Annotated in this window: 22 protein-coding genes, 1 tRNA gene and 1 other annotated feature; of the genes, 9 read left to right on the forward strand and 14 right to left on the reverse strand. The window is 47.7% G+C overall.

Features of this window, described 5'->3' with window-relative positions; all coding sequences use genetic code 11:
- Window positions 1-182: 182 nt before the first annotated feature.
- The 7 genes from H2C83_RS11340 to H2C83_RS11370 all read right to left on the reverse strand — a co-directional run bounded on the left by H2C83_RS11340 (window position 183) and on the right by H2C83_RS11370 (window position 7,502).
- Window positions 183-272: transfer RNA gene (locus H2C83_RS11340), tRNA-Ser, on the reverse strand.
- A 99-nt stretch (window positions 273-371) separates the two neighbouring features.
- On the reverse strand, window positions 372-1,649 hold the full coding sequence (gene serS, locus H2C83_RS11345; RefSeq protein WP_181740800.1) for a serine--tRNA ligase: 1,278 nt from the start codon (window positions 1,647-1,649) through the stop codon (window positions 372-374).
- A gap of 41 nt (window positions 1,650-1,690) precedes the next feature.
- Window positions 1,691-1,916 (reverse strand) — a binding site (T-box leader).
- 83 nt (window positions 1,917-1,999) lie between these two features.
- Complete coding sequence (gene pdxT / locus H2C83_RS11350; RefSeq protein ID WP_181740802.1) at window positions 2,000-2,587, reverse strand: pyridoxal 5'-phosphate synthase glutaminase subunit PdxT; 588 nt, start codon at window positions 2,585-2,587, stop codon at window positions 2,000-2,002.
- Between the two features lie 20 nt (window positions 2,588-2,607).
- Window positions 2,608-3,501 (reverse strand): pyridoxal 5'-phosphate synthase lyase subunit PdxS, encoded by an 894-nt coding sequence (gene pdxS, locus H2C83_RS11355; RefSeq protein ID WP_181740804.1) that lies wholly within the window; start codon window positions 3,499-3,501, stop codon window positions 2,608-2,610.
- Window positions 3,502-3,631: 130 nt separating this feature from the next.
- Complete coding sequence (locus tag H2C83_RS11360) at window positions 3,632-4,879, reverse strand: D-alanyl-D-alanine carboxypeptidase family protein (RefSeq protein ID WP_181740806.1); 1,248 nt, start codon at window positions 4,877-4,879, stop codon at window positions 3,632-3,634.
- A 153-nt stretch (window positions 4,880-5,032) separates the two neighbouring features.
- A complete protein-coding gene (guaB, locus tag H2C83_RS11365) occupies window positions 5,033-6,490 on the reverse strand; it encodes an IMP dehydrogenase (protein WP_181740808.1) in 1,458 nt (485 codons plus the stop codon).
- Between the two features lie 157 nt (window positions 6,491-6,647).
- Window positions 6,648-7,502, reverse strand: coding sequence for a PGAP1-like alpha/beta domain-containing protein (locus tag H2C83_RS11370; RefSeq protein ID WP_181740810.1), 855 nt, complete (start codon window positions 7,500-7,502; stop codon window positions 6,648-6,650).
- A gap of 70 nt (window positions 7,503-7,572) precedes the next feature.
- Between H2C83_RS11370 and H2C83_RS11375 the strand changes: the two genes are divergently transcribed.
- Window positions 7,573-8,610 carry a YaaC family protein gene (locus H2C83_RS11375; protein ID WP_181740812.1) on the forward strand — a complete coding sequence of 346 codons (1,038 nt, stop codon included), beginning with the start codon at window positions 7,573-7,575 and terminating at the stop codon, window positions 8,608-8,610.
- Window positions 8,611-8,619: 9 nt separating this feature from the next.
- On the opposite strand, the gene gyrA is transcribed toward H2C83_RS11375, so the two are convergent.
- From gyrA to dnaA, 7 genes are all read right to left on the reverse strand, one after another.
- Window positions 8,620-11,067, reverse strand: a complete 2,448-nt coding sequence (gene gyrA, locus H2C83_RS11380; RefSeq protein ID WP_181740814.1) for a DNA gyrase subunit A — start codon at window positions 11,065-11,067, stop codon at window positions 8,620-8,622.
- A gap of 42 nt (window positions 11,068-11,109) precedes the next feature.
- Window positions 11,110-13,023, reverse strand: a complete 1,914-nt coding sequence (gene gyrB / locus H2C83_RS11385) for a DNA topoisomerase (ATP-hydrolyzing) subunit B (protein WP_181740816.1) — start codon at window positions 13,021-13,023, stop codon at window positions 11,110-11,112.
- Window positions 13,024-13,063: 40 nt separating this feature from the next.
- Window positions 13,064-13,312 (reverse strand): extracellular matrix regulator RemB, encoded by a 249-nt coding sequence (remB, locus tag H2C83_RS11390; protein WP_181740818.1) that lies wholly within the window; start codon window positions 13,310-13,312, stop codon window positions 13,064-13,066.
- A 4-nt stretch (window positions 13,313-13,316) separates the two neighbouring features.
- The gene (gene recF, locus H2C83_RS11395; protein WP_312853911.1) at window positions 13,317-14,429 is read right to left on the reverse strand and encodes a DNA replication/repair protein RecF; all 1,113 of its coding nucleotides are present in this window, start codon (window positions 14,427-14,429) and stop codon (window positions 13,317-13,319) included.
- A 20-nt stretch (window positions 14,430-14,449) separates the two neighbouring features.
- Window positions 14,450-14,665: a S4 domain-containing protein YaaA gene (gene yaaA / locus H2C83_RS11400; RefSeq protein ID WP_281364145.1), complete on the reverse strand. Its 216-nt coding sequence runs from the start codon at window positions 14,663-14,665 to the stop codon at window positions 14,450-14,452.
- A gap of 30 nt (window positions 14,666-14,695) precedes the next feature.
- Window positions 14,696-15,829 carry a DNA polymerase III subunit beta gene (dnaN, locus tag H2C83_RS11405; RefSeq protein ID WP_181740824.1) on the reverse strand — a complete coding sequence of 378 codons (1,134 nt, stop codon included), beginning with the start codon at window positions 15,827-15,829 and terminating at the stop codon, window positions 14,696-14,698.
- 228 nt (window positions 15,830-16,057) lie between these two features.
- Complete coding sequence (gene dnaA / locus H2C83_RS11410; protein ID WP_181740826.1) at window positions 16,058-17,410, reverse strand: chromosomal replication initiator protein DnaA; 1,353 nt, start codon at window positions 17,408-17,410, stop codon at window positions 16,058-16,060.
- Window positions 17,411-17,804: 394 nt separating this feature from the next.
- Between dnaA and H2C83_RS17395 the strand changes: the two genes are divergently transcribed.
- The 8 genes from H2C83_RS17395 (at window position 17,805) to mnmG (ending at window position 23,680) form a co-directional block, all read left to right on the forward strand.
- On the forward strand, window positions 17,805-17,978 hold the full coding sequence (locus H2C83_RS17395; protein ID WP_220184122.1) for a hypothetical protein: 174 nt from the start codon (window positions 17,805-17,807) through the stop codon (window positions 17,976-17,978).
- Window positions 17,979-18,113: a 50S ribosomal protein L34 gene (gene rpmH, locus H2C83_RS11415; RefSeq protein WP_181740828.1), complete on the forward strand. Its 135-nt coding sequence runs from the start codon at window positions 17,979-17,981 to the stop codon at window positions 18,111-18,113.
- 125 nt (window positions 18,114-18,238) lie between these two features.
- Window positions 18,239-18,592, forward strand: coding sequence for a ribonuclease P protein component (gene rnpA, locus H2C83_RS11420; RefSeq protein ID WP_181740830.1), 354 nt, complete (start codon window positions 18,239-18,241; stop codon window positions 18,590-18,592).
- A gap of 23 nt (window positions 18,593-18,615) precedes the next feature.
- Complete coding sequence (gene yidD / locus H2C83_RS11425) at window positions 18,616-18,873, forward strand: membrane protein insertion efficiency factor YidD (protein WP_220184123.1); 258 nt, start codon at window positions 18,616-18,618, stop codon at window positions 18,871-18,873.
- A gap of 13 nt (window positions 18,874-18,886) precedes the next feature.
- A complete protein-coding gene (locus H2C83_RS11430) occupies window positions 18,887-19,642 on the forward strand; it encodes a YidC/Oxa1 family membrane protein insertase (RefSeq protein ID WP_246333873.1) in 756 nt (251 codons plus the stop codon).
- A complete protein-coding gene (gene jag, locus H2C83_RS11435) occupies window positions 19,639-20,271 on the forward strand; it encodes an RNA-binding cell elongation regulator Jag/EloR (RefSeq protein ID WP_181740834.1) in 633 nt (210 codons plus the stop codon). The genes H2C83_RS11430 and jag overlap by 4 nt, the downstream gene beginning before the upstream one ends.
- Before the next feature lie 112 nt (window positions 20,272-20,383).
- Window positions 20,384-21,760: a tRNA uridine-5-carboxymethylaminomethyl(34) synthesis GTPase MnmE gene (gene mnmE, locus H2C83_RS11440; RefSeq protein WP_181740836.1), complete on the forward strand. Its 1,377-nt coding sequence runs from the start codon at window positions 20,384-20,386 to the stop codon at window positions 21,758-21,760.
- A gap of 15 nt (window positions 21,761-21,775) precedes the next feature.
- On the forward strand, window positions 21,776-23,680 hold the full coding sequence (gene mnmG / locus H2C83_RS11445) for a tRNA uridine-5-carboxymethylaminomethyl(34) synthesis enzyme MnmG (protein WP_181740838.1): 1,905 nt from the start codon (window positions 21,776-21,778) through the stop codon (window positions 23,678-23,680).
- Window positions 23,681-23,708 lie beyond the last annotated feature (28 nt).

Raw genomic sequence — 23,708 nt, forward strand, 5'->3', positions numbered from 1 at the left:
GGGTGTCATTCGACCATCGCTATTGCGATGGACATTTATTCTCATGTAATGCCAAATATGCAAAAAAAGCCGCCGATAAACTCGACGTCTTCTTATTTGGAAGTTAGTATGCCCAATAGAAGTTCGGGGTTTTTGATATCACTTTTGCCGGGTGCAAAAACTCCGAAAACCCTTGATTTTATTGGCGGAGAGGGTGGGATTCGAACCCACGGTAGCCTCACGACTACGGCGGTTTTCAAGACCGCTGCCTTAAACCACTCGACCACCTCTCCATGATTAATATGCAAGTTACAAAACTACATTATACAGATTTTCTGGCCAATGTCAACCTTTCAAACAAAAGAATACCCTGCAAAAAGCAGGGATTCCTATTATTTGATGGTATCGATTCCTCCCATATAGGGTTGCAACACTTTGGGAATCCGAACCGTTCCATCATCCCGCTGATGGTTTTCCAGGATCGCCGCAACGGTGCGTCCGACGGCAAGCCCTGATCCATTAAGCGTATGCACAAACTCCGGTTTGCTGTCAGGAGTTGGACGGAAACGAATTTGTGCACGGCGCGCCTGGAAGTCTTCGCAATTGCTGCAGGAGGAAATCTCCCGGTAAGTCTGGTTGCTGGGCATCCATACTTCCAGGTCATACGTTTTGGCTGCAGAAAAACCAAGATCCCCTGTGCAAAGGGCAACGACCTGATAGGGAAGTTCCAACAGCTGCAATACCTTTTCGGCGTTTATGACCATTTTTTCCAGTTCTTCGTAAGAAGTTTCCGGATGGACGATTTTCAGCATTTCCACCTTGTTAAACTGATGCAGACGAATCAGGCCGCGGGTATCCCGTCCGGCCGATCCGGCTTCCGAACGGAAACAGCTGCTGTACGCCGTGTAGTATTTAGGAAGATCATCGGCCGACAGAATCTCTCCGGCATGATAATTGGTCACAGGCACCTCGGAAGTAGGAATCAGGAAATAGTCCAGGTTATCCGCCAGTTTGAAAGCATCTTCCTCAAATTTCGGCAACTGGCCTGTCCCTGTCATCGATTGCCGGTTGACGATATAAGGCGGGATCATTTCTGTATATCCATGTTCATTTACATGCAGATCCAGCATAAAGCTGATCAGGGCCCGTTCCAGACGCGCACCCAATCCTTTGTAAAAGACAAACCGGGAACCTGTCACTTTAGCAGCACGGTCAAAGTCAAGCAAATCGAGTTCCTCGGCCAGTTCCCAGTGCGGTTTTATTTCAAAAGAAGGCTGCGGGACTTCTCCCCATTTCCTGACCACCACATTTTCCTCTTCAGAAGATCCAATGGGTACGCTTTCATGAGGGATATTGGGAAAAGTTAGCAAAGTCTGTTTCATTTCTTCGTCACACTGGCGCAATTCTTCATCCAGCCGCTTGATTTCCTCTCCGACTTTCCTCATTTCCAGAATCTTTTCTTCCGCATCTTCCTTATTCTTTATCATTTGTGCGATTTCCCTGGATACCATGTTACGCCTGTTCTTCAAATGCTCCGTCTCCTGAATCAATGTACGGCGGCGCTGGTCCAGGTCGTCAAAAACGCTGAGTCCATCCAGGGCATCGTGCCGTGTCGACAATCTCTGCCTGACTTCATCCATTTGTGTACGAAGTTTTTTGATATCTAACAATGCAATCACACCTCCTGAAAAAAATAAAACCTTCCTCCCACTAAAGGGACGGAAGGTTCCGCGTTGCCACCCTTGTTGACCCGTAGACAAGTCCACAGATCCACTCTGACGAGATAACGGCTCGTTTACCGAAAGGACACTTATGCGGATCATTTCGCCTTCGTGTTCCGCTCCAAGGGGGATTCACTGATAATTTCGGGCGATTCACACCAGCCATCGCCTCTCTGCAACAAAATTACCAGCTACTTGCCTTTTCCTCGCGTTTGCCATTTCAAATTTATTACTTATTATATCCGATTGTTCGGCTTTTGTAACCATCAAATGGAATTGTCAAAGAATTGATTTGATTTTTACCTCACACTGACAGCAAGCGATTGACGAACCAGTTCAACAAAATAGGCATGGAAGCGGATATCCTCTGTCAACTCCGGATGGAAGGCAACTCCCAGTAAAGTACCTTGCTGGGCAGCGACGATTTTCCCGTCTACTTCTGCAAGAACATCTACTCCCTCGCCTGCTTTCTCAATGTAAGGAGCACGGATAAAGACTGCCTGGAAATCGTCAGCTACCTTTTTCACCGGAATTTCCACTTCAAAGCTTTCCCGCTGCCGTCCAAAAGCGTTTCTTTTCACAGAAACATCCATCAATCCCAAATGGGCGTCTTCCTGTCCATCGATCTGTTTGGCAATCATAATCAATCCTGCACAAGTGCCGAAAACGGGTTTTCCCGCCCGATGCATTTCAAGGACAGGTTCCGTTAACTGATACTCCCGCATCAGTTTGCTGATGGTTGTTGATTCTCCACCCGGGATCACCAGACCATCAAGGTCCGCGAATTCTTTTGCGTGTTTCACGGTCACTGCCGTCGCCCCTGCCGCTTCCAACTGGCGAACGTGCTCACGGACCGCTCCCTGTAAAGCCAAAACACCAATCTTCATCGCCTTCGTTCCTCCCAATCCTACCAGCCGCGTTCCTGCATCCGGTCTTCGGCACGAAGTTTGGAAATTTCAATTCCGGGCATTGCCGTCCCCAGATTTTTCGATACTTCCGCAATTAAGGCAAAGTCTTCATAGTGTATGGTGGCTTGTACAATGGCACGTGCAAATTTTTCCGGGTTTTCCGATTTGAAGATTCCGGAACCAACAAATACCCCATCAGAACCCAAATGCATCATCAATGCAGCATCGGCCGGAGTCGCCACTCCGCCAGCGGCAAAATTTACCACAGGCAATTTACCCGTTTCATGCACTTGAAGCAACAACTCATACGGAGCGCCAAGTTTTTTGGCTTCTGCCATCAATTCATCACGGGACATGCTTTTTACCTGATTGATTTGGGCTTGCATCTTCCGCATATGGCGAACCGCTTCGACAATGTTTCCGGTGCCGGGTTCCCCTTTGGTCCGAATCATGGATGCTCCCTCACCAATGCGACGCAAGGCTTCTCCCAAATCCCGTGCCCCGCAGACGAAAGGAACGGTAAACCGGGATTTGTCGATGTGGAACATATCATCTGCCGGGGTCAAGACCTCGCTCTCGTCAATATAATCCACACCCATTGATTCCAGCAAACGTGCTTCTACAAAGTGACCAATCCGTGCTTTTGCCATTACCGGAATCGATACAGCATTCATTACTTCTTCAATCACACGAGGATCTGCCATGCGGGCAACGCCACCAGCCGCACGAATATCAGACGGAACCCGCTCCAGTGCCATAACCGCCACTGCACCGGCCTGTTCCGCAATTTTTGCCTGTTCGGCATTCACTACATCCATGATGACGCCGCCTTTTTGCATTTCGGCCATCCCGCGTTTTACACGATCCGTTCCTGTTTTACGTGCTTCACTCATCCTGCTTCCCCCTCGATGAATTGGATGTTATTTAATGATTGTGAAGATGGAAGGTGTTTCATATTGGAGATTGTTAATTCCGTAAAATCCTCCCCCCAATATTATAATTAAATGTGTCTAAAAAATAAAATTAATCAAACCAACTGCTTATCTCATCACCCACAGATCGGAAAAAGAGTCGAACCCAACTTCCTTCCTCGATTGATTGAGCTGTTACCACTTTTACCGGTTGGAATCCTTCCACTTTCACTCCATCATAAAACAGGAACGCTTTTCCGACAACTGTTCCTTTTGAGAGAGGGGCCCGCAAATTGGAGTCAAATTCCACTTTGACAGCATATTTACTCTGTTCACCCCGGGGAATGGGAACAATTACCGGTTTGCTTGCAACAACCGGAACACTTCGCTCAACGCCGTTGGGAAGCGGCAAATTTTCCTGCCCCGGGATCTTTCCACCTTTTGCCGTCAGCGTAAACGGTACAAATTCCCCGTACCCGTAATCCAGCAGTTTTTTTGTTTCCGAAAACCGTTTGTCATCGTTTTTTGTTCCCATCACGACGGAGACCAAGCGGAATCCCTGGCGGTTGGCAGTACCGGTAAAACAGTATCCCGCAGAGTTGGTATGTCCCGTTTTCATTCCGTCTATCCCCGGGTATTCATGGTTAAAGCCTGGCAGCATCCGGTTCCAGTTATTTACCTGTTGTTCCCGCGCGGTTCCCTGCCGGAAGGTATATTTGGGGATAGAGGTTGTTTCCAGCACTTCCGGATAGGTTTGGATCAAGTGAGACGTCAGGACAGCCGTGTCATGCGCTGACATCACATGTTTACCCGGGACTGCAGGCGGATCAGCATACAGGTGAAGATCCAGCCCTGTCGCTGTGCGGTAATGGGTATTTTCAAGTCCCAGTTCCCTTGCCTTTTCATTCATCAGCTGTACAAAATTTTCTTCCGTTCCGGCGACATGTTCAGCCAATGCCACGGTGGCGTCATTGGCCGAGTAAACCAGCATCGCCCTAAATAACTCCCTGACGGTTATCTTTTCTCCGGCAACCAGGAAAATTTGCGCCTCGTCCACACGCTGGGCCCGTTCACTGACGGTAACGTTATCATTCCAGTTCAATTTTCCATTATGTATGTGATCTAAAACAACTAAAGCAGACATCATTTTGGTCATACTGGCAGGAGGAAAAGACTGGTCTGCATTTTTCTTTGCCAATACCACTCCCGACTGTAAATCCATCAAAAAATAGGATCGCGCCTCAACATCCGGCAATCTGTTTTTTTCGGCCGATGCAGATAAAGGCATAAGCAGTGAAACAGACAGACACACACAAACGACTGCAAGCATTACTTTTCGAAAGCTGAAATGGTTCATCATACGTTTCATTCCTTATCAAAAAATTGCCGATATATGATTATTCGTAATGAAGGGAAGAACAAAATCATTTTACATAAAGAGATAAAAAAAAGAAATGAACAAGCGAAGAAAATTCTTCCTTGTTCATTTGAAGAAATCGGTGTTTTATGCTTGTTACAAGTTATAATTGGGTGCTTCTTTGGTAATCTGTACGTCATGGGGATGGCTTTCGCGCAATGATGCACTGGTGATGCGTATAAAGCGACTGTTTTCTTTCAGCTCGCGCAAATTGCCGGCACCGCAATATCCCATACCTGATCGCAATCCGCCTATCAGTTGATAGACGGTGTCGGCCAAAGGTCCTTTATAGGGAACACGACCTTCGATTCCTTCCGGAACCAGTTTTTGCACATTCTCCTGAAAATAGCGGTCGCTGCTGCCTTGCTGCATGGCACCGATCGAACCCATTCCGCGATATACCTTAAAGCGACGCCCCTGGAATATTTCCGATTCCCCAGGTGCCTCTTCTGTGCCGGCAAACAGGCTTCCCAGCATGACGGCATCGGCCCCGGCAGCCAAAGCTTTTACAATATCCCCGGAATAGCGGATTCCTCCGTCGGCAATGATGGGCACACCATATTGGCGGGCTACCGTGGCACAGTCGTAAATGGCTGTGATTTGCGGCACGCCGATTCCGGCAATGATCCGGGTGGTACAAATGGACCCTGGCCCAATTCCTACTTTTACCACACTGGCACCGGCTTCGATCAGGTCACAGGTTGCTTTGCCCGTAGCCACGTTTCCTGCCACGATGACCAGATCCGGATAGTTTTTGCGAATTTCACGGACTGCTTCCAGTACTCCCCTGGAGTGACCATGTGCCGTATCGACGACAATCATGTCCACTTCGGCTTCAATCAAAGCCTGAACACGGCGCTTGGTATCCTTGGATACCCCCACCGCCGCACCAGCCAGCAGACGTCCCTGGGCATCCTTGGCAGCGTCAGGAAATTGGGTGGCTTTTTCTATATCCTTGATGGTAATCAACCCTTTAAGAATTCCATTCTCATCAACCAGCGGCAACTTCTCAATCTTGTGTTTCTGCAGAATATCCTCAGCTTCCTGGAGAGTGGTGCCTACTGGAGCAGTGATCAAATGTTCCTTGGTCATCACTTCATGGATAGGGATTGAGTAATCTCTCACAAACCGGAGATCGCGATTGGTAAGAATGCCGACCAGCTTGCGGTGTTCATCAACAATCGGAACGCCGGAAATGCGATATTTGGCCATCAGTTCTTCCGCATCATGTACTTTATGGTCAGGGGTCAGATAAAACGGGTTGGTAATAACGCCACTTTCTGAACGTTTGACACGGTCCACCTCTTCTGCCTGTTCTTCCACTTTCATGTTCTTGTGGATAACCCCGATTCCACCTTGTCTCGCAATCGCAATCGCCAGTGCGGATTCCGTAACGGTATCCATTCCCGCACTGATCAATGGAATATTCAACTGAATCCCTTCGGCAAGCCTTGTGCCCACATTCACATCCCGGGGCAACACTTCCGACTTTGCCGGCAGCAACAAGACATCGTCAAATGTTAGTCCTTCTTTGGCAAACTTCTGTTCCCACATGTTGTTTTCCCCTTTGACCCTGATTTTAAAGCAGTTTAACAATCTCTTGCATCACTGTCAAGATTTGATTTTCCATCCCGTCATCTGTCCACAGCGACCCACAAGTTATCCACAGAATTCTGTGAATAACTCCGTAAAACCTGTGGATAAGTATAAATCAGGGCAACAGCCTGGATACCAGATCGGCAACATGGGGACTTTCAACCAGCTCCAGATGATTCAGCTCCATAAAGGTTTTTACATGTTTGGCTCCGGGAAGGGTTGCTTTTCCTTCCTCCACAACCCCGTCGCTATCCTTGTGATACTTGAGGGCAATCAGTGTCCAGCCTGCCGCCAGTTCCCCGTTCCAGCCCCGGTCTCCCCAGCCGTCAGCATCTCCGGCAATGGTATACAATTTGCCATCCCCGTAAAAAGGACTGGATTCCACGGGGAACCTCCGGTTAAACCGTGAAACCGCCTGCGGCGTGATATCTTTTAATGCTTCTTCGCCGTGTACAAACATTCCCAGCCAATTGTATTCGTTTGCCAGCTGCGTGCCGTGGTGCGGTGTGGCCAGTGTCACTATATTGGCTACCTGTCCGGGGCGCAGGTAGGCCACTTCACGTGCGACGAGCCCGCCCATGCTGTGTGCTGCGATATGAAAGGGATTGCTTAATCCATGGTATTTTTGCAGAATGGAAATTTTTTCTGAAACCAGTCTTGCCTGTTTATCAATAGAATCATTTCCCGCCTGATGATCATTATCCCCAATGAGAACAACCTGATTTCGGTGAAGGTACATGGTCCATACTTTTTTGGAAGGATTGGCGTAGATGACATATACGTTTCCCGATCCCCAATGCTCGGCCAGACGGTACAAAAATTCGTATCCCCACTGATGCCGGTTGTTAAATCCATGAATCAACACCAGATCATACTTTTTCTGGGGATGGACTGAACTGGAATCCGGGGTTGGCAGCGTCCCGTAAACCAATACCAGCAGCAAAAATAGAAATATCAGTCTCCTATTCATCTCTCCCTGCCTCTTTCCACGATCTCTCCTGTAATAGGCAAATTGATTTTGTCAAACAATAAGAAGGAATTTGGAGACAATTGAGGTGACAAGTGTGGAGATCCATTTCGATGCAAACCTGCAAACCCGTTTTCCGAATCCACCTTCACTTTTTGTCTGCCTTAAAAACGAGGAATTGGCCCGCAAGTTTCTGTTGCGGAAATACAAGCAGGCCAACTTTCAGGAACCGGAGCGGCTTTCCTACAAAAATGTCCAATCGTTTACAGCCTATATCCGGCAGGCTCTGTCCCTGTTTCATACGGCCCTTCTTGGTGAGAGGTGGAGTCAACCCCTGTTGCTCTACTATGGCATGATGAACTTTATCAAGGCCTGGATCCTGACAAAAAAACCCTGCTATCCGGAAAGTACAACGGTTTTGCGCCACGGTCTTTCCACACGCAAACGAAAAAAGGGACAGTTTCGCTTCAGTGAGGATGAAATACGCATCCAGAAAGAAGGACTGTTTCCTCTTTTGGCTGCGCAGATGGGCGTTCCGGTCCAGGCGGGGGATACATTGTCTGTCAGAGAATTATTGGGTTTGCTGCCTGACTTGCAGCCGGTTTACCAGTTGATATTTGATCAATGCACTTTATTTCCTGTCCGCTGGAATCTTTCCACTCCGTCGTCCCCATGCCTGATTGTCAGTGAAAAAATCCTCGATGAATGCTATCTTACCTCTTCCGCATTTGTGGAAAAATTAAACCAACAGGTTAAGCAAACTCTTTTTTCATTGGCAACCCCCTCCATCAGGAAGGGAAAACTTTATCTGGCCTGTTCCCTGCCCGCCCCGGAACTGGTAAGACATCCATGGCTGCTTGTCAACAAAAAAGGCGATTATTACCTTTATGCAGGTAATAACCGCCCGGAGCCGGTTCCGGAAGTCATGTGCCTCTTCATGCTCTGTTTTTCCATGAGCATGCTTTGCCGCTATGATCCTCCCTTATGGGAGGAAATCATGTTACAGCCTGTCCATCAGGAGCAATTAATGCTGGAGCAACTGATTAACCTGATTGCCCGCGGGTTTCCGGATTCCATGGCCTCGCTGTTTCTTTCTTCCGGAGAAAGTTAGCGATCGGGATTATATTTTCTTTTCCGTTTCGGTTTCTTCATCGTCGATATGAACAATGGCGACTGTCGAGACCTCATCGTCATCAACACGGATCAGGCGAACTCCCTGTGCATACCGGCCCATTACAGAGATGTCTGCCACATTCAGCCGGATCACGACGCCCGCCTGGGTTACCAGCATGAGATCTTCCTGTTCAGAAACGACCTTGTGGGCGACAACTTCACCTTTTTTCTCGGTTAAACTGAGGGTTTTAATTCCCTTGCCGCCGCGTGACTGTACACGGTACTCTTCAATCGGGGTCCGTTTGCCGTAACCGTTTTTGGTCACAATCATCACATGGTTTCCGGGGACAACAATATCCATGTCAATGACACGATCCCCGTCGCCCAGGGTAATTCCTTTTACCCCGGTTGCCGAACGTCCCATCTCCCTTACGTCCATCTCATGGAAACGAATCGACATTCCGTGCTGTGTACCCATGATCACTTCCTGATTCCCATCAGTCAGACGGACACCGACCAAATCGTCGCCATCCCGCAGGTTAATCGCAAACAGGCCATTGCGGCGGATATTTTCAAACTCGCTCAAAGCAGTCTTTTTCACGACACCGTCGGCTGTTGCAAAAAAAAGATATTGATCCGGACGGAACTCTTTTACCGGAATGACTGCTTCAATCCGTTCATCCTGATCTATTTGAATCAGGTTGATGATGGGTGTTCCCTTGGCTGTCCTTCCCAGTTCCGGAACTTCATATGCTTTCAGGCGGTAGACTTTCCCTTTGTTTGAGAAGATCAGAAGCCGGCTGTGCGAATTGGTGACAAACATGTGCTGTACCAAATCATCTTCGCGGGTTCCCATGCCCGTAATCCCTTTTCCGCCTCTTTTCTGCGCACGGTAAGTGGACAGGGGCATCCGCTTGATATAGCCTCTTTGTGTGAGCATGATGGATACTTCTTCATCCGGGATCAGATCTTCGGCTTCAATGCTGTCCGCTTCAATCTTGATCATGGTGCGCCGGTCATCGCCATATTTTTCCCTGATCTCCATGATTTCTTCACGCAAAATACCGCGGATTTTCGCTTCATCGGCAAGGATGTCCCGCAATTTGGCGATCAATTTTTGCAACTCATCATACTCAGCCTCGATTTTTTCGCGTTCCAAACCGGTTAAGCGATGCAGCCGCATGTCGAGAATTGCCTGCGCCTGCCTTTCGGAAAGGTTGAACCGCTCCATTAATCCGGTTCGTGCTTCCTGGGCTGTTTTTGAAGCCCGAATCAGGCTGATTACTTCATCGATATAGTCCAGTGCAATCCGGAGACCTTCCAAAATGTGCACACGTTCCTCGGCCTTGTTCAGATCAAATTGCGTGCGGCGCCGGATTACCTCCATCTGATGTTCAATATAATAATAAATCGCCTGTTGCAGGTTCAGGATACGGGGTTGATCATTAACCAGAGCCAGCATGTTCATGCCAAAACTGGTTTGCATGTTTGTATGTTTGTACAGATTATTCAAGACAATGCGCGGATTGACGTCTCTGCGAAGCTCTATAACCACACGCATTCCTCTCCGGTCTGATTCATCGCGCAGATCGGTAATCCCGTCAACTTTTTTGTCACGTACCAGGTGGGCAATCTTTTCCACCAATTTCGATTTGTTGACCTGATATGGGAGTTCTTCAACAACAATGCGCATCTTCCCGTTGCTGGCCTCTTCAATTCGCGTTTTGGCTCTGATGTGAATGCTTCCACGCCCTGTTCGATACGCTTTGCGTATCCCTTCAACCCCCAGAATAATGCCGCCGGTCGGGAAGTCTGGCCCTTTCACTATCTTCATCAGTTCTTCAATTGTCACATCCGGATTGTCCAGCATCAAGAGGATACCATCAATCACTTCCCGCAAATTATGAGGCGGAATGTTTGTCGCCATCCCCACCGCGATTCCAGAGGCTCCGTTGACAAGAAGATTGGGGAAGCGGGAAGGAAGGACAACCGGTTCTTCCTGCTGCTCATCGTAGTTAGGAATATAATCGATTGTATCTTTTTGGATATCCCGCAGCAATTCCAGATTGATCGGTGCCATTCTTGCTTCCGTATAACGCATGGCGGCTGGGGGGTCTCCGTCAACGGACCCAAAGTTTCCATGGCCATCCACCAATGGATAACGATAAGAGAAATCCTGTGCCATCCGGACCATCGCTTCGTAAACAGCCACATCCCCGTGAGGATGGTAATTGGCACAAACGTTACCGACTAAACGCGACGACTTTTTATAAGGTTTGTCCGGAGTCATCCCCAACTCATACAAGGTATATAAAATACGGCGATGAACCGGTTTTAAGCCATCACGGACGTCCGGCAATGCCCGGCTGACAATGACGCTCATCGCATAGTCCAAAAAAGAGGACTTCATTTCCTTACTGATATTTACTTCCTGAATACGCTCTGTATCTGCCATTGTTTCATCTCCCGTTCTACACTTGCCTGACCGCTTTTTCGCCTAGATATCCAGGTTGGCCTGTCTGGCATACTCCTGGATAAATTCCCGGCGCGGTTCTACCCGGTCTCCCATCAGCATTTCAAAAACCTCATCCGCGTCAATTGCATCCTGCAGTGAAACCTGGAGCATGGTACGGCTTTCCGGGTCCATGGTCGTTTCCCATAACTGGACCGCGTTCATTTCTCCCAAACCTTTGTAGCGCTGGATTTCAATTTTGCCTTTTCCCGTTAATTCGGACACGATCTTCTCTTTCATCCGGTCGTTGTAGGCATAACGGATCGTTTTCCCCTGGGTGATTTTGTACAACGGCGGCTGGGCAATATATACATAGCCGTTTTCAATCAATGGACGCATGTAGCGGTAAAAGAAAGTGAGCAGCAAAGTGCGGATATGGGCTCCGTCAACATCCGCGTCGGTCATGATGATAATCTTGTGGTAACGTGCCTTTTCAATATTGAAATCATCGCCGATTCCCGTTCCAAGTGCGGTAATGATCGTCCGGATTTCATCATTGGACAACGCTTTGTCCAAACGCGCTTTTTCCACGTTGAGAATTTTTCCTTTAAGTGGCAATATGGCCTGAAACATGCGGTCCCGCCCCTGTTTGGCCGTACCGCCTGCGGAATCCCCCTCCACAATGAACAGTTCACTGTCCGGAGCACTTTTTGAAGTACAGTCGGCCAATTTCCCGGGCAATGAGCTTACTTCCAGTGCGCTTTTGCGGCGGGTCAATTCCCGGGCTTTCCGGGCGGCATCACGGGCGCGGCAGGCCATGACCGCCTTGTTGATCACACTTTTGGCCACGCTTGGATTTTCATCCAGATAAGCTGAGAATTGATCGGCAAAAAGCTGTTCCGTTGCCGAACGGGCCTCACTGTTTCCCAATTTCGTTTTGGTCTGCCCTTCAAACTGGGGATCGGCAATTTTCACGCTGACAATGGCCGTCAATCCCTCCCTCACATCATCACCGGTCAAATTGCTGTCATTTTCTTTCAACAGATTATTGCGGCGGGCGTAATCGTTAATGACACGGGTCAAGGCGGATTTGAATCCGGCCTCATGGGTTCCACCTTCGTGAGTATGAATATTGTTTGCATAGGAATAAATGTTCGATGTATAGGAATCGTTGTATTGCAGGGCAATCTCCACGGGAATCGAATCACGCTCTCCCTGGATGTAGATCGGCGGCTTGTGCAACACTTCCCGGTTTCGGTTCAAATGCTCGACGAATGACTGAATTCCGCCATGATACTGGAAAACAACCTCTTTTTCCTTTTCGCCACGCAAATCTTTTAAAATAATTTTGACGCCGCCGTTTAAAAAGGCAAGTTCCCGCAAACGGTTCTGCAAGATGTCAAAATCAAATTCTGTCGTTTCCGTAAAAATTTCCGGGTCCGGCTTGAAAGTGGTTTTGGTTCCTGTATCCCTGGCCTCACCAACCACTGCCAGGTCAGCCTCCGGAACGCCTTTCCGGTAACGCTGGTGATAGATTTTTCCATCGCGTTTTACTTCTACCACAAGCCATTCCGACAATGCATTGACGACCGATACACCCACGCCGTGCAATCCGCCTGAAAATTTATAACCGTTTCCGCCAAATTTTCCGCCAGCGTGGAGAATGGTCATGACAACTTCCACCGCCGGGCGTCCGATCTTGGGATGGATGCCAACCGGGATTCCCCGTCCATTGTCAGTGACCGTCACACTGTTATCCTCATTCACAATGACCTGAATCGTATCACAGTTCCCGGACATCGCTTCATCGATACTGTTATCCACAACTTCCCACACCAGATGGTGAAGTCCACGGCTGGAAGTGGAACCAATATACATCCCGGGCCGTCTGCGAACGGCTTCCAGTCCTTCCAACACCTGAATTTGTGATTCATCATAATTTGTTTCTTGTATCGACACTCTTCAGTCACCTGCTTCCTTCTACCAAAACTGATGAACTCTACTTCCACATTTTTTGACTTTGGTCCGCCCGTTTTTTCAGCGTTGTTGAAGAAATGGGCGAAGCATAAACGCGATTTGGGGTAACAACATAAGATTTGATTTGGTGTTCAGATATGTTTTCTGATTCATCTTTCCATTTTTGCAGATTACTCAATGAATTGGCAGGATTTTTTGTCACATCGGCATCCAAAATCGCTATTACTTCCCGAATGCGAATCATTTGACTGCCACCCAGATGGATAAACACTCGATCACCCCGATTCTACAATATGTCCTTGCCTTACCTGGTAAATCTTCGCCCGCGATAAAATATCGGAATCAACTCCGTCCAAACCTGTTGTCGTTATGAAAGTTTGCACACGTCCCCGAATCGCCTTCAGCAAGTGTGTCTTGCGCGCGTCATCCAATTCGGACAACACATCGTCCAATAATAAAATGGGATAATAGCCAATCTCTTGGTAAATCAATTCGATTTCAGCAAGTTTCAACGACAGGGCGGCGGTACGCTGCTGTCCCTGGGAACCGTAAAGATGCAAATCAATTTCCCCGGCAAATAACCGGAGATCATCACGTTGGGGCCCGACGGTCGTATTGCCGCGCATGATTTCCTTTTGCCGGTTTTTTTTCAGTTCCGACTGCAGGATGGCCGCCCACTGATCAGGCCCGGCTCCTTCCGGCAAAGGAAAGGAAGGAAGATATTTAATGACCAGCTTTTCCTGCTGTTGCGTAATCGCCTGATGAATTTCCTGTGCCCATTTTGTCAGGGAGTTCAGGAATTGGTATCTCTTTTTAAGCAAAGAGATGGATAATGCCACAAACTGTTCATCCAGTACGTCTAAAAAAGGAAAATCCCCCAGTTTTGTCTGTGCAAGCTGTTTTAATAAGCTGTTTCTCTGGATCAACAACTTGTTAAATTGCGACAGATGATGCACATATTGGGGACTTACCTGGCCGATCTCCATATCCAAAAAACGCCGTCGGACCTGCGGGCTCCCTTTAACCAGAGCAAGGTCCTCCGGCGCAAAGAGGACAGCAGGCAGTGAGCCGATGTACTGACTTAACTTCTTTTTTTCAATTCCGTTTCGGCTCACTTTTTTTCCTTTTTCCGATAAAATAATTTCCAGACGCTGGATCTCATCTCCTTTTTTTACTCTTGCCTTAATCAATGATCTTGTCTGGCCAAAACGGATCAGTTCTTTATGAGAACGCGTACGGTGTGATTTACCGAGTGCAAGGACATAAAGGGACTCGAGAATGTTCGTTTTCCCCTGGCCGTTGGGGCCAACAAAAAAATGAAGCTCTTCCGGGCATTGCAGATGAAGCTCGCCGATATTCCGATAATGCTTCAATTCCAGCGTTTGCACTCGCAAAATGAGATCCTCCCTTACTCGCTGACCACCATCACAATCCCGAGTCCGGAAATCTCCACCTGATCCTGGGGATAGACTTTTCTTCCTCTTCTTGTTTCCACTTCGCCATTGATCCTGACGATTTCCTCCTGCAGAAAGAATTTGGCCTGGCCCCCGCTTGAAATTACATTCAGGCGCTTCAGGAACTGACCCAATGTAATGTAGGGCGTATCAATTTTAATCAATTCCAACAATAAATTCTCCTTGATACCGGGTTCCTTCTAGCGGGTGCGAATCGGAACAATCAGATGGAGTGAATCTTCCCGATCGGTCGGCTGGATCAGGAACGGGGTCATCGCTCCGGTAAATTGAATGCGTATTTCGTCACTTTCGATGGAGCGAAGGGCTTCCATCATGTAGCGGGCATTAAAGGAAATGCTCAGTTCGGGACCGTTCACCTTTGCATTAACTTCTTCAGATACACTCCCGATATCCTGGGCTGTGGAGTTTACCTCCAGTTTTCCGTCTCTTAAAGTCCATTTTATCACATTATCCCGACCATCCCGGCTAATCAGGGATGCTCGATCAACGGATTGTAATAATTCCCTGGTGGAAGAAACAAGCTCCGTATCGCCGTGTTTGGGAATAACCCGGTTTGTATCCGGATAAGTTCCTTGTAACAAGCGTGAATAAAATGACAGTTCTTCCGTTTTGATAAGAATTTGATTTTCTGCAACCAGGATGTCCACATATCCGGAGTAGTCACTCAATGTCTTGGCCAGTTCCGACAAGCTTTTTCCCGGAATAATCACGTTTTTGAGCGTAATTTCTTCCGAACTTTCCACCTGGGCCTGCTGTCTGGAGAGACGATGGCTGTCTGTAGCCACACATACGAGTTCGCCCGCTTCCAATTGCATCAGAACACCGGTCAAGACTCCACGTGCCTCATTGGTCGCCACTGCGAATCCCGTTTGCCGGATAAGTGATTTCAATGTATCTGCCGACATGCTGAACATTTTATCTGTGGATAAATGAGGCAAACGGGGAAATTCGATAGGGTCCAGCCCATTCAGCTGGAATTCGGCCGTTTCTGAACGAATCGTTGTCTGGAACTTGTCACTTACTTCCCATTTTACTTCATTTCCAGGCAACTTCCGAACCAGATCTCCGAAAATTCGTCCGGGAAGCACGACACTACCTATTTTTTCCATAAATACCTGTTCCAAGTCGTCTTTTTTGGCGGGAACATGTACTTGGATGGAGATATCCGAATTGCTTCCGGTAAGGGTTAATCCTTCTTCATCCACGGAAATTTTGATTCCGGTCAGTATCGGAATGGTAGTCTTGGAAGAAACAGCTTTTGAAACCTGTGACACTGCATCTACCAGAGCTGATTTCGTTACGCGAAACTTCATAATGATCCTCCTTGTGTAATAGGAACTCCTCTTTCGGGAAATTGGATACAGGGATGAATAAATCGGAGCCGTGATTCATATATATATTTTAATAAATGCAGTAATAGTAATAGTAGGGCCTGTGGATAATGTGGATAAGTATGTTTGGGCATGAAATGGCGCCAGTTGGCACCTGTGGAAAACATGTGCATATGCCTGTACCGTTTATCCACAATATTCACAGTGGCATCAGGATCCGTACTGGATCCGTTTCTTTAACTGATTGACAACTTCCTCCAATTGATGATCCTCTTTGAGCAGCCGGCTGATTTTTTCATGAGCGTGAATTACAGTCGTATGGTCACGCCCGCCAAAGTCTTCCCCGATTTTGGGCAAAGAAAACTCCGTCAATTCCCGGCACAAATACATGGCAACCTGTCTCGGGAAAGCTACCGACTTGGTTCGCTTTTTGCTTTTAAAATCCTCTATGCGGAGCTGGTAATAGTTGCATACCGTCTGCTGTATGTCCTGAATACTGATCATTTTCGGTTTTGAATCCGGCATGATGTCTTTCAGTGCTTCCAGTGCCAATTCCGTGGTGACCGGTTGCTTGAGAAGGGCTGAATAGGCAACAACCCGGATCAACGCTCCTTCCAGTTCGCGAATGTTGGTGTCGACACGGTTGGCGATAAAGACAAGCACTTCATTTGGAACTTCCAAATTATCAGCTATTGCTTTCTTGCGCAAGATTGCGATTCTCGTTTCCAGATCCGGGGGCTGTACATCGGTAATCAGGCCCCATTCGAACCGGGAGCGAAGCCGGTCCTCCAGAGTGGGGATTTCCTTGGGAGGCCGGTCACTGGAAATGATAATTTGTTTGTTTGCTTCATGTAAGGCATTAAAGGTGTGGAAAAACTCTTCCTGTGTCTGTTCTTTTCCCGCCAGAAACTGGATATCGTCAATTAACAGAATATCCACAGACCGGTATTTGTTCCGGAACTGGATCGTTTTGTTGTCACGGATGGAATTGATAAAATCATTGGTAAATTTTTCGGAAGAAATGTAAACGACCTTGCTTTCAGCGGAATGATTCAGGACATAATGCCCGATTGCATGCATCAAATGGGTTTTCCCCAATCCGACACCCCCATAAATGAACAGGGGATTGTATGCTTTGGCGGGCGCTTCAGCCACCGCGAGCGAAGCAGCATGGGCAAACCGGTTGCCGGAACCAATTACAAAAGTGTCAAAAGTATAGCGGGGATTTAGCTGGGAACCCGGATCTTTTTCCATTTCCCGGGCGGTATCTGCTTTTTTTTCCGGTTCTGCTCCGGATTTGGCTGCACTTTTTTCGGTGTGGCTGACAAATTTGACTCCCAGCCTGGACCCTCCGGTTACTTCTTTCAGGGTATCGCGAACCAGATCGGCGTAGCGTGATTCCAACCAGTCACGGGCAAAATCATTGGGAGCGCAGACGACCAGGATATCGCTTTCCAGATCAATGGCTTCGGTTGCCTTTAGCCACGTTTCATAACTGGGCTTGCTGATTTTGTTCTGAATAGCTTTCAAGGTTTTGGACCATAATTCTTGGATGTGAATCACCCATAGGACCCCCTTCCTGACAAGGTTATCAACAAACTTATCCACAAGTAAAACTCTGTAACCAGCAAGATTGGCCTTATTTATCAACAGTATCCACAAGCTGTGGAAAACACTGTCCACAGCTTGTGGGTGAATCAATCCGCAGTTATCCACACTTGTGGATATACGCATAAATATCCATGTATTTATCCACAAGAAAACAAGAATAGAATATCAAAATATACTTGTGTTTACAATGAAAAATAATGAGTTATCCACAATTTGTAACGCAAAAGACAGATTGTTTTCCACAAGTGTGGATGTTGTGGATAATCCGTGGATAAGTTTTGGATAAGAAGTGGATAAGGAAAAATTTATCCACATGTGGATAAACAGTCCGCGGCGGTTCCTTTTCTTGACATGTAATGTAAATCGCCGATATAATGATAGAGATTGTCCATCGGTTTCATTATTGGACTTGATTGAAGAAGGGAGGGTTCCTGGCATGGTTCCCGTCTGTCTGGCAACTGTTGGGATCATGAGCGGACCGGTTGTCAACATGGGAGCCAGGTTGACCGGGTGGCTTTAAATGAAACGCACATTTCAACCAAGCAACCGTAGACGCAAAAATGTCCATGGTTTTCGTGCACGAATGAGCACCAAAAATGGCCGTAAGGTAATTGCAAGACGTAGAAAAAAAGGAAGAAAAGTATTATCTGCTTAATTGTCGGCCACACAATGTGGCCTTTTTTTCCTGTTCAAGGCAGCATCCAGGCTGGTTTAGCCTTGTGCTTTTTGCCCAATAATGTAAAATAAAAATGTGTATTTTGGTAAGGAAGGAGTCTTTCTTTGCAACGGGAATACCGTCTGAAGAGGCGGAATGATTTCCGGAGGGTTTTTCAGGCCGGACAATCATTTGCGAATCGGCAGTTTGTGGTTATAGCCTATGGTCGTTCTTCATCCGGGCCGCCTCGGATCGGCATATCAGTGAGTAAGAGAGTAGGGAATGCTGTCGTGCGCAATCGATACAAACGGCTGGTCAAGGAAATTACCCGGCATTGGATTTCCTGCCTGAAGCCGGGGACTGATTATGTGATCATTGCCCGCAATTCGGTTGTAGAAATGAATTACAAACAGGTAAAGTCAAGTCTGTTTCATGTGTTCCACAAAGGCAAGTTCTTTGTGTCCAAGCCTTCACTTTGATGCCGAAATGGGGAGGGGATCAGATGAAGTGGATTGCTATTGGACTCATTCAATTTTATCGACATGTCATATCGCCCCTCAAACCGCCAACCTGCCGCTTTGTTCCTACCTGTTCCGAGTATGCCCTGACTGCTTTTCGCAGGCATGGCTTTCTGCTGGGAGGATGGTATACGCTGGTCAGGCTGCTGAAGTGCCATCCGTTTCATCCTGGCGGTTTCGACTATGTCCCGGAAAAAAAGAAACCTCAAAATAGATGCAAAAAGAGACTCAAGACAAGATGAGGAGGAGTTCCCCTTGCGAAAACGGCAACGCCGGATTGCACTATTTTTTTTAGTAATTATGGCTGTTTCTATGCTTTCAGGATGTGCCCCCAATCCAAACCAGTACAAGATTGATTATAATAATCCCAGTCTGTTTCAACAGATTCTGGTCATTCCAATGGTTAATTTGCTTGACTGGTTTAAAGACTTTTTGGGAAATTACGGCTGGTCGATTTTGGTACTGACCTTTATTATTCGGCTGATCATTTTCCCGCTCAACCTGAAACAGCAAAAAAGCACCAGACGGATGCAGGAGATTCAGCCTGAAATGATGAAAATTCGTAAAAAATACGAGAAGAATCCGGAAAAGATGCAGGAAGAAACGATGAAGCTGTTTCAGAAGCATAATATTAATCCGATGGCAGGATGCCTGCCGCTTTTGATTCAAATACCAATCCTGTTTGCATTTTATCAGGCAATCATGGGAAATGAACATATTGCCCAATCCAGTTTTCTGTACATGCAGCTGGGAAGTCCTGATCCATACTTTATTTTGCCGGTTCTGGCCGCGGTTACCACGTATATTCAATTAATCGTAACCGGTGCGCAAAGCAATCCGCAAATGAAAGTGATGTTATGGGTCATGCCGGCCATGATCTTTTTCCTGGCATACCAGTTCCCGTCAGCCCTGTCCCTGTACTGGGTATTTGGAAACATCTTTTCAATCGGCCAATCGTTTTTTTTTTCAAGGCAAGATAAAAACAAAGTGATAGAGGGTGCGACTCGTTGAGCAAGCTATTAGAACGGGCCCAATCAATTGAATTAGCTGTTCAGAAAGCATGTATGGCTTTGGAGGTTTCCCCCGAAGAGATTCAGTATCAGGTGATCCAGCAGCCCAGGAAGGGAATTCTTGGGCTGTTCGGGAAGCGGGATGCGATTATTGAGGTTTCTGTCATGGAAAAGGAAAGCCCTGCCCACTTGGCGCAATCCTTTTTGGAGGGGGTATTGGAACGGATGAAAATCCCGTGCCAGATCGAGACAGACTCGGGAACCTCAGAAATCCGTTTCAATCTGAAAGGGGAGGAACTCGCTCCCCTGATCGGGAAACAGGGGAGAACTTTGGATGCTCTGCAGACATTGGTACAGGCAGTAGTTTTTCAAAAACACGGATATGCGGCAAGGGTAACGGTTGATGCAGACGGCTATCGCAAGCGCCGGGAAAAAGTCATCAGGGAACTGGCAAAAAGGATGGGAGACAAGGTTCGCAAGACGAAGCGGGAAATAACCCTGGCGCCCATGCCGGCCAGTGAACGGAAAATCGTCCACCAGTTCGTTCAGCAGGAGGAGGACCTTACGACCTACAGTGTCGGAAAAGAACCGAAACGATGTGTAGTCATCGCTCCAAAAAACAAACAATAAATACGACTGATTTGGATAAACTCCCGGGCGGGGGTTTTTTATTTATAAATTTTGATGGGTATATTTGACTATGCTAAGATTAATTATCAGGAAACGTTTGGGGTGTAAAGAAATGGAGACTGATACGATTGCAGCGATTTCAACACCGGTTGGAGAAGGCGGTATTTCGGTGATCCGGATAAGCGGACCGGAGGCGGTTCCTGTTGCAGACCGGATTTACCGTGGAAAAAAATCGTTAAAAGATGTTCCCACTCACACGGTTCATTACGGACATATCGTCGATCCGGCTTTCAATGAACCGGTTGATGAAGTATTGGTGACCGTGATGCGGAAACCGCGCACCTTCACCCGGGAGGATGTTGTGGAAATCAGTTGTCATGGAGGCATTGTTCCCGTCCAGAAAACATTGGAACTTCTTCTCGACCATGGAGCACGGTTGGCAGAACCAGGAGAATTTACGAAGCGGGCTTTCCTGAATGGACGGATCGACCTGTCCCAGGCCGAAGCAGTCATGGATCTGATTCGGGCAAAAACGGACAGTGCGGCGAAGGTAGCCCTTTCCCAACACGAAGGGAGACTGTCCCGTTTAATTCACAGGTTGCGGAATGAGATTCTGGAGATCCTTGCTCATCTTGCCGTTAACGTCGATTATCCGGAATATGATGCTGAACAGATGACGGCGCAACTGTTGCGTGAACGCTCCGGGCATATTGCCCGTGAACTTGAACGGTTGCTGGAGACGGCCCGCCAGGGCAAAATTTATCGGGAAGGGATCAAAACCGTTATTGTCGGTCGGCCCAATGTCGGCAAATCATCACTGATGAATGCCCTGACGCATGAAAACAAGGCGATCGTCACAGAGATCCCGGGAACGACACGGGATGTCATTGAGGAATATGTGAATGTACGGGGAATCCCGCTGCATCTTTTGGATACGGCCGGTATTCGCGAAACGGAAGACATTATTGAGAGGATTGGTGTAGAGCGCTCCCATCAGGCGTTGGCCCAGGCAGACCTGGTGCTGTTATTGCTTAATTATGCCGAACCACTCATCGATGCAGACCGGGATCTGCTGTCACTGGTAAGGAAATATACATCGATTGTCATTGTCAACAAGACCGATTTGCCCCGCCGGATCAATCTGGAAGAAGTGCGCCGGCTGATCGGTGAGATTCCCATGATAATGACTTCCTTAAAAAAAGAACAAGGGATAGACGAGCTGGAAGATACCCTTGTCAGCCTGTTTCAACTTGGAAAAGTGGAGCTGGCGGATGAAACCTATGTCAGCAATGTTCGCCATATTCATTTGATCAGAAAAGCCCTTGAGAGTGTCAGGGAAGTAATCCGGGGAATCGATGCCGGCGTGCCGCTGGATATGGTGGAGATCGACCTGAAGAATGCATGGGAATCCTTGGGTGAAGTGATCGGTGAAGCTGTTTCGGAAGATTTGATCGATCAGATTTTCTCACAATTTTGTCTGGGAAAATAACAAGAGGTGAAATGGATGGAATATAACGCCGCACAAGTGGATGTGATTGTCATTGGAGCAGGACATGCCGGCTGTGAAGCTGCTTTGGCGGCAGCACGGATGGGATGTTCCACATTGCTTTTGACCTTGAGTCTGGATACCATTGCCTACATGCCTTGCAATCCTTCCATTGGGGGACCCGCCAAAGGGCATGTGGTTCGTGAAATTGATGCCCTGGGCGGGGAAATGGGGAAAAATATCGACAAAACCCATATCCAGATGAGAATGCTGAATACCGGGAAAGGACCTGCCGTCTATGCGTTAAGGGCGCAAGCAGATAAGGTTGCTTACCAACAGGAAATGAAAAAAACCCTGGAAACCACTCCAAATCTGACTTTGCAACAGGCAATGGTCAAAAAACTGATTGTGGAAGATGGTGTCTGCAAGGGAGTCATTACCCGGACCGGAGCCAGGTACTATTCAAAAACGGTGGTTGTGACGACAGGGACATATTTGCGTGGCAAAATCATCATTGGGGATTTGACTTACGAGAGCGGTCCCAATAACCAGCAGCCCTCGGTAGAACTGTCTCATCATTTGATGGAACTGGGATTTGAAATGGTTCGGTTTAAGACAGGAACCCCTCCGCGCATCAACAAAAAGTCGATTGATACGGATAAGATGACCATTCAGCCGGGAGATGACGAACCCAGGGCTTTTTCGTATGAAACAACCGCGTATAAAACGGATCAGTTGCCTTGCTGGCTGACTTACACCAATGCCAGGACACACCGTTACATTCGCGAGAATTTGCATCGTGCTCCTCTGTATTCTGGTGTGATCGAGGGAACGGGCCCGCGTTATTGTCCGTCGATTGAAGATAAAGTTGTCCGCTTTGAGAATAAAGGACGGCATCAGATTTTTATTGAGCCGGAAGGGCGGGACACGATGGAAATGTATGTCCAGGGACTGTCGACCAGTTTGCCGGAAGATGTCCAGTTGCAAATGCTGCAAACGATTGAAGGGCTGGAAAAGTCGGAGATGCTGCGGACCGGCTATGCGATCGAATATGACGCCATTGTCCCGACGCAACTGTGGCCTTCGCTTGAAACGAAGCTGGTAAAAAACCTGTTTACCGCAGGGCAGCTGAATGGAACTTCCGGTTATGAGGAAGCGGCTGCCCAGGGGATCATGGCCGGAATTAACGCGGCACGGAGAGTGCAGGGAAAAGAGCCGGTCATTCTGGACCGTTCCGAAGCATATATCGGTGTGCTGATTGACGATTTGGTAACCAAAGGGACAAATGAACCGTATCGGTTGCTCACCTCGCGTGCGGAGTACCGGTTGTTGCTCAGGCATGATAATGCTGATTTGCGTTTAACTGAGACCGGCTACAAGATCGGTCTGATTTCGGAAGAGCGTTATGAACGGTTTGCCCGGAAAAAGGGCTTGATTGAAAAGGAAATCAGGCGCCTGCATGAGACAAAAATCAGGCCAAAACCGGAAGTTCAGGCGATTTTAAGAAAAATGGGAACATCGGAGATCAACAATGTCGTGGAGCTGGCTAACCTGATCAAGCGGCCGGAACTGGGATATGATGAGATCGCTGTCATGTCTCCCCCGCCGGAACCGCTTCCTCCTGAAGTGACCGAACAGGTAGAGATCCAGTTAAAATATGAAGGATATATCAAAAAAGCCCTGCAACAGGTTGACAAAATGAAACGGATGGAAAAGAAACGCATTCCGGAATGGGTCGATTATGATAAAATTGCGGGCATTTCTTCCGAAGCCCGGGAAAAACTGAAAAAAGTGCAACCCATATCATTGGGGCAAGCATCACGGATTTCCGGAGTCAATCCTGCCGATATATCCATTCTGATGGTTCACATTGAACAAGGCGGCAAAGTTTACAGGATTGCCAGGGATAATGAGAATAAATAAACAAACCTATTCAAGGAGGAAAAAGAAA

Source organism: Thermoactinomyces mirandus, assembly GCF_013868055.1.
GTDB classification, from domain to species: Bacteria; Bacillota; Bacilli; order Thermoactinomycetales; family Thermoactinomycetaceae; genus Thermoactinomyces; species Thermoactinomyces mirandus.

Coding starts and splice junctions, on each gene's coding strand:
- pdxT (WP_181740802.1), bottom strand. CDS start 2,587: ATGAAGATTGGTGTTTTGGCTTTACAGGGAGCGGTCCGTGAGCACGTT.
- pdxS (WP_181740804.1), bottom strand. CDS start 3,501: ATGAGTGAAGCACGTAAAACAGGAACGGATCGTGTAAAACGCGGGATG.
- H2C83_RS11360 (WP_181740806.1), bottom strand. CDS start 4,879: ATGATGAACCATTTCAGCTTTCGAAAAGTAATGCTTGCAGTCGTTTGT.
- guaB (WP_181740808.1), bottom strand. CDS start 6,490: ATGTGGGAACAGAAGTTTGCCAAAGAAGGACTAACATTTGACGATGTC.
- H2C83_RS11370 (WP_181740810.1), bottom strand. CDS start 7,502: ATGAATAGGAGACTGATATTTCTATTTTTGCTGCTGGTATTGGTTTAC.
- gyrA (WP_181740814.1), bottom strand. CDS start 11,067: ATGGCAGATACAGAGCGTATTCAGGAAGTAAATATCAGTAAGGAAATG.
- dnaN (WP_181740824.1), bottom strand. CDS start 15,829: ATGAAGTTTCGCGTAACGAAATCAGCTCTGGTAGATGCAGTGTCACAG.
- rpmH (WP_181740828.1), top strand. CDS start 17,979: ATGAAACGCACATTTCAACCAAGCAACCGTAGACGCAAAAATGTCCAT.
- yidD (WP_220184123.1), top strand. CDS start 18,616: ATGAAGTGGATTGCTATTGGACTCATTCAATTTTATCGACATGTCATA.
- mnmE (WP_181740836.1), top strand. CDS start 20,384: ATGGAGACTGATACGATTGCAGCGATTTCAACACCGGTTGGAGAAGGC.
- mnmG (WP_181740838.1), top strand. CDS start 21,776: ATGGAATATAACGCCGCACAAGTGGATGTGATTGTCATTGGAGCAGGA.